The organism is Pseudomonas sp. BRG-100, from assembly GCF_000737955.1.
Classification (GTDB): domain Bacteria; phylum Pseudomonadota; class Gammaproteobacteria; order Pseudomonadales; family Pseudomonadaceae; genus Aquipseudomonas; species Aquipseudomonas synxantha_A.
In genome coordinates this window covers 5862450-5874204 of sequence record NZ_JPRX01000001.1, presented here as the reverse complement: position 1 = coordinate 5874204, position 11755 = coordinate 5862450, and the positions used below count along the sequence as shown (strand labels likewise).

13 protein-coding genes and 2 pseudogenes are annotated in these 11755 nt (G+C 60.7%); 5 read left to right on the top strand and 10 right to left on the bottom strand.

Translation table 11 applies throughout. The features are described from left to right. Positions 1 to 303: 303 nt before the first annotated feature. The 3 genes and pseudogenes from JH25_RS28835 to JH25_RS01330 form a co-directional block, all read left to right on the top strand. Positions 304 to 450 (top strand): annotated as a pseudogene (locus tag JH25_RS28835) (ABC transporter substrate-binding protein); the annotation flags it as partial. A 35-nt stretch (positions 451 to 485) separates the two neighbouring features. Then, positions 486 to 638, top strand: a pseudogene (locus JH25_RS29155) (NAD(P)/FAD-dependent oxidoreductase); the annotation flags it as partial. A 248-nt stretch (positions 639 to 886) separates the two neighbouring features. After that, positions 887 to 1108: a hypothetical protein gene (locus JH25_RS01330; RefSeq protein WP_032880737.1), complete on the top strand. Its 222-nt coding sequence runs from the start codon at positions 887 to 889 to the stop codon at positions 1106 to 1108. A gap of 152 nt (positions 1109 to 1260) precedes the next feature. On the opposite strand, the gene JH25_RS01335 is transcribed toward JH25_RS01330, so the two are convergent. The 3 genes from JH25_RS01335 to JH25_RS01345 all read right to left on the bottom strand — a co-directional run bounded on the left by JH25_RS01335 (position 1261) and on the right by JH25_RS01345 (position 4005). Then, complete coding sequence (locus tag JH25_RS01335) at positions 1261 to 2445, bottom strand: sugar transporter (protein WP_032880736.1); 1185 nt, start codon at positions 2443 to 2445, stop codon at positions 1261 to 1263. Positions 2446 to 2557: 112 nt separating this feature from the next. Further along, positions 2558 to 2920 (bottom strand): type 1 fimbrial protein, encoded by a 363-nt coding sequence (locus JH25_RS01340; protein ID WP_032880735.1) that lies wholly within the window; start codon positions 2918 to 2920, stop codon positions 2558 to 2560. 86 nt (positions 2921 to 3006) lie between these two features. Further along, the gene (locus JH25_RS01345) at positions 3007 to 4005 is read right to left on the bottom strand and encodes a bile acid:sodium symporter family protein (RefSeq protein ID WP_032880734.1); all 999 of its coding nucleotides are present in this window, start codon (positions 4003 to 4005) and stop codon (positions 3007 to 3009) included. An 85-nt stretch (positions 4006 to 4090) separates the two neighbouring features. Here JH25_RS01345 and JH25_RS01350 point away from each other — a divergent pair, with 85 nt between their 5' ends. Together JH25_RS01350 and JH25_RS01355 are read left to right on the top strand one after the other, a co-directional pair. Beyond that, positions 4091 to 4879 carry an AraC family transcriptional regulator gene (locus JH25_RS01350; protein WP_032880733.1) on the top strand — a complete coding sequence of 263 codons (789 nt, stop codon included), beginning with the start codon at positions 4091 to 4093 and terminating at the stop codon, positions 4877 to 4879. Between the two features lie 92 nt (positions 4880 to 4971). Next, positions 4972 to 5403, top strand: a complete 432-nt coding sequence (locus tag JH25_RS01355; RefSeq protein ID WP_032880732.1) for a hypothetical protein — start codon at positions 4972 to 4974, stop codon at positions 5401 to 5403. A 29-nt stretch (positions 5404 to 5432) separates the two neighbouring features. Here JH25_RS01355 and JH25_RS01360 read toward each other — a convergent pair whose 3' ends face one another. From JH25_RS01360 to JH25_RS01390, 7 genes are all read right to left on the bottom strand, one after another. Next, the gene (locus JH25_RS01360) at positions 5433 to 6551 is read right to left on the bottom strand and encodes a carboxylate-amine ligase (protein WP_032880731.1); all 1119 of its coding nucleotides are present in this window, start codon (positions 6549 to 6551) and stop codon (positions 5433 to 5435) included. Between the two features lie 6 nt (positions 6552 to 6557). Beyond that, positions 6558 to 7502, bottom strand: a complete 945-nt coding sequence (locus JH25_RS01365) for a methyltransferase (RefSeq protein ID WP_032880730.1) — start codon at positions 7500 to 7502, stop codon at positions 6558 to 6560. Positions 7503 to 7513: 11 nt separating this feature from the next. Beyond that, on the bottom strand, positions 7514 to 8893 hold the full coding sequence (locus JH25_RS01370) for an iron-containing redox enzyme family protein (RefSeq protein ID WP_032880729.1): 1380 nt from the start codon (positions 8891 to 8893) through the stop codon (positions 7514 to 7516). Positions 8894 to 9079: 186 nt separating this feature from the next. Beyond that, positions 9080 to 9355: a type II toxin-antitoxin system RelE/ParE family toxin gene (locus JH25_RS01375; protein ID WP_032880728.1), complete on the bottom strand. Its 276-nt coding sequence runs from the start codon at positions 9353 to 9355 to the stop codon at positions 9080 to 9082. Further along, positions 9355 to 9549 (bottom strand): type II toxin-antitoxin system RelB family antitoxin, encoded by a 195-nt coding sequence (relB, locus tag JH25_RS01380; protein WP_032880727.1) that lies wholly within the window; start codon positions 9547 to 9549, stop codon positions 9355 to 9357. The genes JH25_RS01375 and relB overlap by 1 nt, the downstream gene beginning before the upstream one ends. Before the next feature lie 148 nt (positions 9550 to 9697). Continuing rightward, positions 9698 to 11440 carry an ABC transporter substrate-binding protein gene (locus JH25_RS01385; protein ID WP_003192009.1) on the bottom strand — a complete coding sequence of 581 codons (1743 nt, stop codon included), beginning with the start codon at positions 11438 to 11440 and terminating at the stop codon, positions 9698 to 9700. Between the two features lie 32 nt (positions 11441 to 11472). Further along, positions 11473 to 11745 (bottom strand): DUF2160 domain-containing protein, encoded by a 273-nt coding sequence (locus JH25_RS01390; protein WP_003192011.1) that lies wholly within the window; start codon positions 11743 to 11745, stop codon positions 11473 to 11475. Between the last annotated feature and the right edge of the window lie 10 nt (positions 11746 to 11755).

Sequence of the window (11755 nt, the reverse complement as noted above, 5' to 3'; positions counted from 1 at the left end):
AAGCGGGGACACGTGTCGGGTGGGAGGGTTCCCGTGTTTGCTCGCGGCTCTTCAACTTTGCTGAGTTTTACCAGTACTGCGGCGATGATCGCCCATGTCACACCTGTGGGAGGGAGCTTGCTCCCTCCCACATTTTGGCCTGTGTCGCCTCAACGAATGATTGCTCATGGCCCGATCTGGCAGATGCACAGTCAGTCAATGGAGAATGCCCCAAGTGTCCTTAAGCTCAGATCGAAAGGGTATTTATCAACCGGTTTTCAGAACCTTATGCTTCGGCTCATTCCGTTGAATATCGAGCCGCTCATGACCCTTCGCCGCCCGTTTGCTGCTGTATTAGGATCGCTGGTTTTCTCCATCGCCGTGAGCGCCGACGCCCAGGAGACCCTGCGTATCGGCTATCAGAAATCCTCAACCCTGATCACCCTGCTGAAAACCCAGGGCACCCTGGAATAAGCCCTCAACGCCGACCACATCGACGTCAGCTGGCCGATATTCGGGTAATCGTGGTGGACCGCGGCCCGCAAATCGCAGCATCCATGGGCGATGGCACACGCCCGTCAATCATCGAAGCCAGCCGGGAATTGGGACTGCAATGGATACTGAATACTTCGGTGGCCTCGGTGGATGCCGGCGGGGTGAAGCATTATGTTCCGCCGAGAGACCGCGCCGGACTCTAATCCCGGCTCGGCCCCTTTGCAGCCGTATAGTCGCCTGTGTATGAATAACCCTAATATAGCTAAACCATATAAAAAACTGTCAATTATGACAGTACCCAACCACACTTACTCCCTCTACCTTTAAATCACTTCAATACTTCACTACCTATTGAAGATTTATAACTGAATAGCCGTTCACTTCAACCAAGCCTTATACAAGGAGTACTGACATGGCATTTGTAAAAAACTATAAAGGATATGACATACATAAAGATCTAACAGGAGGGCGTTATGAAGGCGACAAATTAGTCGACCAATCAGAAGCTTACCGCTTTGAAAAAGATGGGGAAGCTAGCACCCTAACTTACGATTCCCTAAGCCGCATCGAGCAAGTCATTGACGATTGGGAAGCTCAAGACGACGACGAACCAAGAGATAGAGACGAATATTGATACACCAAGCAAAGTGGTCCTTACCCCAAAAACAACCACAGGGGATTTTATCTATTGATAAATCCCCTGTGGTATTTGTATGCACCGCGCTTACTTCACTGCCCTCTAGGTGCCTCACTACATGAGGAATGCCTGGCTACACTTGAATCCCACTATTGCGTCACCACACCCGTCCCAAACCGCCGAATCGCCAGGCAATATCCCACCAACGCCAGCGCCGCCAGCAACCCGCCCGCCGCGCCGATCCAGGCGAAGCCGAAGTGGCTGCCGACCCAACTGCCCATCAACGCGCCACCGCCGATGCCGATGTTGTAGATACCGGAGAACATCGCCATGGCCACGTCGGTGGCGTCCGGTGCAAGCACCAGCACTTTGGACTGCATGGCCAGGCCAAAGCCCATGATTGCCATGCCCCAGAAAATGCTCAGCACCACCAGGTAAGACTCGGCGCCGCTCAACGGCAGCATCAGGGCCAGGCACGCGGCGAGGATGAATACTGCGCCGATCACGAACAGGTGCGGGTTGAAGCGGTGCACCAGGCTGAACAACAACGAGCCGATAATGCCGGCACCACCAAACACCAAGAGAATCAACGTCACCGCACTGCCACCCAGCCCGGCGACGCCTTCGACGAAGGGTTCGATGTAGCTGTAAGCGGTAAATTGCGCGGTGACGGTCATCGCGGTCAGCACGTAGAGCGCCACCAGTGCAGGGCGCTTGAACAGCAGCGGCAGGCTACGCAGGGAACCGGAGTTCTGGCTCGGCAACAGCGGCAAGGTGCGCGCCAGCCAGAACACCAGGGCGGCGGCGAACGCGGCGATCACCAGAAACGTGGTACGCCAGCCCATGGCCTCACCAAGCAGGCGTCCCAAGGGAATGCCGAGCACCATCGCCAGGGACGTGCCCGTGGCCAACAGGCCAAGGGCCTGCACCTGCTTGCCTTCGGGCGCCAATCTTACGGCCAGCGAGGCGGTGATCGACCAGAACAGCGCGTGGGCCAAGGCAATGCCGACACGACTGACCATCAGCAAACCGAAGCTGGTGGCCACGCTAGAGAGAATATGGCTGGCGATAAACAGACCGAACAGTACGATCAGCAGCTTGCGCCGTTCGACGTTGCGGGTCAGCAGCATCACCGGCAGCGAGGTCAGGGACACGATCCACGCATAGATGGTGAGCATCAGGCCGACGCTGGCCACGGGCATGTCGAAGCTGGCGCCAATGGCGCTGAGCAACCCGACAGGCACGAATTCGGTGGTATTGAACACAAACGCGGCCAGCGCGAGGGCGATGACCGGTTGCCAATTGGCTTGGGGGGTTGCGGCTGAAAGGCTCATTGACGGGCGGGGTACTCTGGCGATGATCAAGCGGCCACCCAGGACAAGCGCCGCCGCCGAGCATTCTATAGGTTTCTCGCACGGCTGTTGATGCGGATCGTCGCCCGATGGCTTATGGCGACGTCATGGTAATGATGTAGTTGCCGGACTGAATGGGCTTGCCGGCGGCGTCTACCAGCAGATAGCGCTGGTCGTAATAGCGCCCCTCGCCGCTGTCTGCCACCAGCCGCACGTGGGCCGCGTTGACGCTGGCCACCGGCGCCACATTGCGCACCTCGAAGCGGCTACCGCGACTCACTCTGGCACAGCCGCGCAGTTCCATCACCGACCCGCTGCGCGCATTTGTCGCACACCCCGGCTCGACGATGGCGCCAGTGAACCTGATGGTGCCCTGCCCCACCGTCTGCGCCGCGCCGCAGGTGCTTGCCCATAGGCAAAGAAGGCCTGTCACTACCGCAAATCGACGAACGTTCATGCCGAGACTCCTTCTTGGGTTAGTAAGAAGTTAGTCGTCGGCGCAGCGGTTAACTTGAGCTTATTTGTCTGGGAATGAGAGGTGCATCACGGATCCACCTGCCCCATCAACTCAGGGATGCTTTCCGGGCGCTGGGCATAACGCTGAGCCAGCGCCGCGCACACCATCAGCTGGATCTGGTGAAACAGCATCAACGGTAAAATCAGCACGCCCATGCTCGCCCCGGCGAACAGCACCTGGGCCATAGGGACGCCGGTGGCCAGGCTTTTCTTCGAGCCGCAGAACAGGATGGTGATGCGGTCTTCCTGGCTGAAACCGAATGCCTTGCCCAACAACGTGGACGCTACCAGCACCAACGCGAGCAATACGCAGCAGGCAACTACCAGACCGCCCAGTTGCCACAGAGGGATCTGGTGCCAGATGCCCTCATTGACCGCTTCGCTGAATGCGCCATAGACCACCAGCAGGATCGAGCCCTGGTCGACAAATTTCAGCCAGGATTTGTTGCGCCCGACCCAGTCGCCGATCCAGCGGCGGGCGATTTGCCCGGCAATGAATGGCAGCAGCAACTGCACGCTGATCTTCAGGATCGCGTCGACGGTGGAACCGCCATCGCCGTGTACGTTCAGCAGCAGCGCCACCAGCAGCGGGGTCAGGAAGATACCGAACAGGCTGGAAGCCGCCGCACTGCAAATCGCCGCCGGGATATTGCCGCGGGCCAGGGACGTGAAGGCAATCGCTGATTGCACAGTGGCCGGCAACGCGCACAGATAGAGCATGCCCATGTACAGCTCAGTGCCGATCAGCGGCGACAGCACCGGCTTGAGCGCCAGGCCCAGCAACGGAAACAGCACAAAGGTCAGGCTGAACACCAACAGATGCAGGCGCCAGTGGCCGGCGCCGGCGACGATGGCCTGGCGCGACAGCTTGGCGCCGTGCAGGAAAAACAGCAGCGCGATGGCCAGGTTGGTCACCCAGCCGAAGGCCACGGCGGTCTGGCCGCTGGCCGGCAGCAGGGAGGCAAGGATCACTGTGGCGATCAGGGTCAGGGTGAAGTTGTCGGGCAGAAAGCGCGGGCGGGTCATAAGCAAATCTTCCAGGGGTTGCCAAGAGCGTCCCGGCGACTCTAACGTAACGATCCTTTACCGACTAACGCCAATGAGCCAGTAAATGCCGCCAAAAGGACATGAAAAAACCGTGCGGCGCAGTGTGCCCGGGCTTTCCAGCCTGCCACGGCCGGTGTATGGGCGTACCGAGTCCTTGCCCAATCGGGCGCTGACAAGACGGCACAGCCACCCGTGGGTGCAGTTGTCCTACGCGATTTCCGGGGTGCTGGAGATCCACACCAGCGTCGGCCGTTTCGTCGCGCCCCCGCAGCGCGCCGTCTGGATTCCGGCAGGCATGCCCCATCGGGTGTTCAGTTCGCCCCATACCGAAATGCGCAGCTTGTACCTCGATTGCAGCGTCACCGCCTGGGCGGCCGAACGGTGTCAGGTGCTGGAAGTGAGCAGTTTGTTGCGCGAGTTGATCCGTAATTTCAGCCAGGTGCCGGTGGAATATGCTGAAGATGGGCCGGATGGGCGCCTGGCCCAGGTGCTGCTCGACCAACTTGCAGCCGCCCCCCAGGTGGATTTGATGTTGCCGCTACCCCATGACCCGCGGCTGCGGCAGATTTACCGCAGCTTGAACCTGCACCCCGAGCAGCAGACCACCCTGGGGGATTGGAGCCCCAGGCTGGGCGTCAGCGAAAAGACCCTCAGCCGCTTGTTCCTCAAGGACACTGGGCTGACGTTCCGCGCGTGGCGCCAGCGCCTGCGCCTGTTGAGCGCCCTGCCCGCCCTGGAACAAGGCGAGCGGGTGACGGATGTGGCATTGGGGTGTGGCTATGAATCGACCTCAGCGTTTATCAATGCATTTCGTCAGCAGTTCGATTCCACCCCCGGTGAGTTCTTCCGCTGACCCTCCCACGACGCAAATAATCCCCAAACCCACGCTCGGCTGGTATTGTGCCGCGCTTTGAAACACAGCAACCGACTGCGAGGAAATGGACGTTGAACACTGACGAAAAAATGACCGGGGACCTGTTCGAGGTCGATAAGCGCCTGTCACTCAAGCCCGTGGTGGACTTCAACGCCTACCTGCGCAGCGCCTTCGGCGATGGCCCCTGCACGTGCGTGCGTTGCGCTGCCAGTGACGGTGACGAAAGCGGCTATGAGTTCCAGCACACCTTCGCCTTCGACGCCAAGCCGGTGCATCGCCGTTTCGCTTCGACGGCGGGCAGCGATGTGTTGATGGCGTCGAAAAAGGCATGGCTGTCGTACACCAAGGCCGAGTTGCCGCTCAGTGGCGTGCTGGTGCTGGACACGGTCAAGGAGTTTGTCGAGCCGCAGTTGCACAAGCGCCTGGCGCCGTTGTTCGTGGCCAGTGGCTTGGTCAAGGATGTGGACGGCGAGTTGCGTATTCAGCCGCAAGCCATGGCCTGACACATCAAAAGGCGCCTGTGCGCAGCCCATCAATGGTCGCCGCGACTCTGAGCGAGCAAGTGGTCGACCACGCTGCCCAGGCTGCCCACCTCATCGGCACCGTCGGCGCGGGCCTGGGCGTACCAACGTAACTGTTCGGTGGCACTGTTGCCGCGCCGCAGCAGCGCTTGCAGCGTATCGAACAGCCGCGGCTCGCCCATGGCCTCTGCGGTGGCACCGAACGTCTGGCGCGCGCAGTGCAACCACTGTTCGGCGCTGCCCATGGCGCCTGTGTCGTCCAACGCAAAGTGACCGCCCGCGCCGTAGCGTTTGGCCTGCCAGCGATTTTCCTTGAGCAGCCAGCGCGTTTGCGCACAGAACCCGGCGCCGGGTCGCTCCAGGCCGCAGGCATGGGTGACCATGACGCGAAACAGCGTGGCCAGGGCCAGGGCATCCGCCAACCGCGGGCAGGCGTCGGTCATGCGCAGTTCGAGGGTTGGGTAACGCGCCGCCGGGCGGATGCCCCACCAGCCGTTGCCATCGGCCTTGATTGCACCCATCCGATGCAGCAACGCGAGGTAGCGCAGGTATTCGTTCCAATCGGCGAAATGTTCCGGCACGCCCATGCGCGGCCATTCATCACAAGCGGCCTGGCGGTAGCTCATAAAGCCGCTGGGCGCGCCATCCCACAATGGCGAGGAGCAACTGAGCAGCAACAGCAGCGGCAGCCACGGTGACACCTGGTTCATCACGGCGATGCGGTCATGGGTGTGCGGCACCTGCACGTGCACATGCAGCCCGCACAATACGCTGCGCCGCGCTACGTATTGAATATCGTCGAACAACTGCTGGAAATGGGCTTGGTCAGTAGGCCGCTGTTCGCGCCAGTCGGCCAACGGATGGCTGCCGGCACACACCACGCCGAGGCCAAATTCACCCAGGCGCTGCGCCAGATTGCGGCGCACTGTCGCCAGGTAATCCGCGGCTTCAGCGCTGGCACTGAATACCGGTGACGCGACCTCGATCTGGCCCTGGAACATTTCATACGCAAAGCCCGCGCCGATCGCCTCACGACACGCCGCCAGCACCGCTGCCGAAGGCTCGCCGAGCATCCGGCGAGTGTGCAGATCGGTGATGAAGTATTCCTCTTCGATGCCGAAAGTGAGCATCGGGGGTCAACGCAGTCGGGTGACGGTGAGCGCAACCACCGCGATGCGCTCCACACGTTCATAGCCAGGTTTTTCCAGCTCCTCGCCGAAGACATCAGGATCCAGTTCGCGGTAGGTCCAGCCGTAGGCATCACGGCCCAGCAACGGCTTGACCGCGTCAAGGAAAGGATCGCCACCCGCCACCATCGCCACTCCGGTATACAGCAACAGGCTGCCGCCCAGAGCCAGGCGTGCGAGGGATTCGCTGACGATGCGCACCGACAGCTGCTCCCCCAACGCCCCGCCACCATGGCGATAGGCACGCTGGCGGTCATCGTTCATGTACGGCGGGTTGGCGACGATCAGGTCGAACTGCCCTTCGACGCTGGCCAGCACGTCACTGTGGTACACGCTGACATTATTCAACCCGGCCAGCTCGGCGTTCACGGCGGTCAGGCGCAGGGCACGCGGGTTGATGTCCACCGCCAGCACCTGAGCGTCATGCCTGGCCCGGGCAACCACCAAGGCACCCACACCGGCGCCACAGCCAATGTCCACCGCACGCTTGAGCGGTTCGAAACGCTGCTGCAAATGGGCTTCGATCACCTGGGCAAAACGGTAGCTGTCGGGGCCGAAGAACACCGCGTCCGCTTGTACCGTGGGATACGGCGAATGGGCGAACAGCAGATCGTCGAGGCTCGACCAACGCACCGTGCTGCGCCATAAGGCATCGTGCTTTTCGATCACATCGGCTTGCTGCAACTCTTCGCGAAACGCCTCGGGCAACAGGTCGTGGTCGAACGGCATCGACCAGCCGAATACGTCGCGCAGCGTCATCGCCAGCGGCGTCGCCAAACGCCGGTAGACGCGCTCATGGGTCAAGGGCGTCGGCGTAATGAAGCGGTAACCGCTTTCCTTCAACCCCCGGCCCAGGTTCAGCAAGGCACGATCAGCGAGTTGTTGGGCAGACATAGGCACATTCCTTAGCGCAAACGCGCACGCAGTTGGATAAAGCGGCGGGTGGCGTACAAGCCTGCGGGACTGCTGTGGCGCCGCGCTGACATCCATGGGATCAGCGCACTGAGCTGTTGCTCGTCGGGCAGGTTCCACAGTGAATCGGCCAGGGCCTGGGTGTCGGGGTCCGCCGGGCATTGCTGCTCGCGGGCAAGCCGACTGCCGCGCCCCGGTCGAACCGGCGGCACGCGCTGGCCGCTGGCCCAGTCACCGGCGATCCAGTCATGCAGCAGCTGTTTTTCCGCCGCGCTGAATACCCCGAACATCGCCGCGCCGGCCCCCTCGATCAACTGCCAGAAACGGCTGTCGGCAGGGTCCTGGTTGCGCTTGATCCAGCCCTTGTCCTGCAAGGCGGTGAGGAAATCGCCGATCTGCCCCGGCTTGGCCAGCCATTGGTTGACGGTCTGGCCTTCGAAGCGGCAGTAGTCCGAGTGCATGTGCTGGCCGAAGGTGCGCTTGCGCTCAAGCATCGCGACTACTTCGTCGTGCAGGTTGAACTGCTGGATGACAGCCGTGGTACCCGGGCCAAGATCGTTGAGGCGATACCCAGCGGCGACGCGGCGGTAGAACGCGGCCCTGCCCTCGCCCAGCGGCAGCAGGCCCAACACCGATTGCGCGGCCTTGCTGGCGTGGCCGCTGCTGGCGTTATCGATGGTCACGTGGAGGGTGAAGTAATAGGGGTCGATGCCCAGTTCGCTGAGTTCGTAAGCGGTGATCAGCAGGTGCAGCGGCAACTGTTCGTAGCCCAGGTTGTAGCCGATGACTTCCGGCAGGAATTGGTCGGCGCACAGGCCCAGGGCCAGTTGCAGCGCACCTTGCAGGTAGTGCTCATCCTCAAGGCCGGCTTCGCTGTCGGCATCGTGGTCGCTGAGCAACTTGCGATAGATCACCACGTGGTTCTGCGCGGCCTCACCGTCGCCCAATTCCTCCAGATAGGTAGTGAGCAAGCCGTCGAAGCGCTGGTCTTGCCAATAGTGCAGCAGGCCGTAGAGCCAGGCGCCGTCCACCAGTTTGGTCGGTGCCACACGCTGCAGGACATACAACGCGTGGGCTTTGTTGTGAAAATAACGCCGTGGCCGGCCTTGCTGGCGCTGCTCAAGGTAGTCGGCATAGGCCTGGGCCACGACGGCGCAGCGCTGTTCGACCCAGGCCGCCAGGTGTTCGGGCGCTTCAGGCAAGTCGCAGTCGGTTTCCTCTACCTGGGCCAATTGATCCTGCAGGTAGTCACGCGCCAGTTCGGCGGCGTCTGGCGTTTCGCCGTACAGCTGTCGATACACCCGTTGATGGTGGCCTTGGGCCGAGTCGGTGAGAGAGGCCGGCTGGCCTGACAGCGCTGTAAGGAGTGTCATGATGGCAGTTTCCGCAAAGTCCGTTACAACGGGCCTTCCACAAGGTGGCCCCGCAAGAGCGCTCAACTTCACGCGCTTCTAGAATGCAGAGCGTCGGGGCGTGCGGAAAATTCAAATGAGGTTATGAAGGGGGGGATAAGCGGTCGCAGTGAAGGCGCTCGCTGATGAAATACGAAGGCGGGAGGCTCAGGGATATTCTTGCCGGGCGTGCAATACGTTGACTATTTCGATCCGCTCAGCAGTCACTCTATACACCAGCACATAATTGGGATGTACAACCACCTCACGAGTACCTGGGACCCGGCCGCACGGATACAGATAGGGGTGCTCAGCCAATGGTAGAGGCGCGCCTTCCAGGCGGGTCTTGATGCGTCGTGCAGCGCCGGGGTTTTCTGCTGCGATAAAAGTCACGATATCAATCAGGTCGCCGATGGCTTCGTCAAGCCAAACAACGGCCAACATCAAGCCTTGGCCCGCTGCTCAAGCTCTGCTTGCAGAATAATCGCCTCAACTCGTGCCATGACCTCGTCATGAGGTACACCGGGGCCGGGGTTGGCCAAGCTTTTTTCGACTTTTTTACGAAACCAGAGATCATGACTACTCGCCTGCTCTTCGGTTTCAAACTCGGAAACAATTGGGGAAAGTGGAACACCCATCAGATAACCTCCTGTATGAATGCTCAGCAGTTTAGTCGTAACCTGGCAGGCTGTCTCGAACCACCGGATGAAATGCAGGGTGTCGCACTTCAAGCTTCAAACAAAACGGCACGTAAACGTGCCGTTGCGTCGTACTCACTCAGCGCTGTTACTTGCGCGCCGCCTCCCACTGCTTGAGCAGATCGTTGTAGTTCACGGTTTCGCCCTTGGGCTTCTCGTTTGCCAGTTTCGGCTTCGGCGCGCCCGGCTGGTCGAACCAGTATTGCGCGTCACGCTCGGGGTTCATTTTCGGGCCGCACACCGGTTGCACCTTGGAGCGTTCCAGGCGCGTCATGATCGCGTCCTGCTCCTTGGCCAGATTGTCCAGCGCCTGTTGCGGGGTTTTCTCGCCGCTGGCGGCGGCGGCGATGTTGCTCCACCACAATTGCGCCAGGCGTGGGTAGTCCGGCACGTTGGTGCCGGTTGGCGACCACTCGGTGCGCGCCGGGCTGCGGTAGAACTCCACCAGGCCACCGAGCTTGGGCGCCATGTCGGTCATGGCTTGGGAGTTGATATCAGACTCCCGAATCGGCGTCAGGCCAACGATAGTCTTCTTCAGCGACACGGTTTTGGAGGTCACGAACTGCGCGTACAGCCAGGCCGCGAGTTTCTGTTTCTCAGGCGTGGACTTGAGGAAGGTCCAGGAGCCTACGTCCTGATAGCCCTTCTTCATGCCCTTTTCCCAGTACGGCCCGACCGGCGACGGCGCCATGCGCCATTTCGGCGTACCGTCGGCATTCACCACCGGCAAGCCCGGCTTGACCATGTCGGCGGTAAACGCGGTGTACCAGAAGATCTGCTGGGCAATGTTGCCCTGGGACGGCACCGGGCCGGATTCAGAGAAGGTCATGCCCGCCGCTTCCGGCGGCGCGTAGGCTTTCATCCAATCCACATATTTTTGTGTGGCGAACACCGCCGCCGGGCCGTTGGTGTCGCCGCCGCGGGTCACGCTGGAACCCACCGGGTGGCAGTCCTCCACACGAATGCCCCACTCGTCCACCGGCAAGCCGTTGGGCAAACCCTTGTCACCGCCGCCGGCCATGGAAAACCACGCATCGGTAAAGCGCCAGCCCAGGGACGGGTCTTTCTTGCCGTAGTCCATGTGCCCGTAGATGCGCTTTCCGTCGATTTCCTTGACGTCTTCGCTGAAGAATTTGGCGATGTCTTCATAGGCCGACCAGTTCACCGGGACGCCGAGGTCGTAGCCGTATTTTTCCTTGAACTTGGCTTTCAGCTCCGGGCGTTCGAACCAGTCGGCGCGGAACCAGTAGAGGTTGGCGAACTGCTGGTCGGGCAGCTGATAGATCTTGCCGTCCGGCGCGGTGGTGAAGGACAGGCCGATAAAGTCCTTGAGGTCCAGGGTTGGCGAGGTGAAGTCCTTGCCTTCGTTGGCCATCAGGTCGGTGATGGACTCGGTCTTGCCGTAGCGAAAGTGCGTACCGATCAGGTCCGAGTCATTGACCCAGCCGTCATAGATATTCTTGTCGGACTGCATCTGGGTTTGCAGCTTCTCCACCACGTCGCCTTCCTGCAGCAGGTCGTGGGTCAGCTTGATCCCGGTAATTTCACTGAACGCCTTGGCCAGTACCTTGGATTCATACTCGTGGGTGGTGAGGGTTTCCGACACCACGTTGATCTTCATCCCACGGAAGGGCTCCGACGCCTTGATAAACCACTTCAACTCCTCAAGCTGTTGGGCTTCGGTGAGGGTCGAGGGTTTGAACTCGCTGCCGATCCATTTTTTCGCGGCATCTTCATACGCATCGGCCCAGGCCGAAGCGCTCAAACCGCTGAGGGCCAGTACGGCGGCCAATGAAATGCTATGTCGCAGCTTATTGTTTTTATTCAACATAGAGACCTCCTGGTTGTTTATTCATAAGGGCATTAGCCCCAACGCATCACACTCAACAGCCATAACAGGGAGAGCGCGGACGCCACCCAGATGCTCCAGTCGGTAACGCCGATGACCAGCAAATGCAGGTAGGCGCTGCCGAGAAGACCGATAAACAAGCGATCACCACGGGTGGTGCTGATCGGCAGCAACCCGCGCCGTGGGATGCTCGGCGAGCGTAGTTCCCAGGTGGTCATGCCCGCCAGAATCAAGGCGATGCCGCCAAAGAACAGCGCAGTGGGGGTGGTCCAGGCCATCCATTCCATCATCGATTCC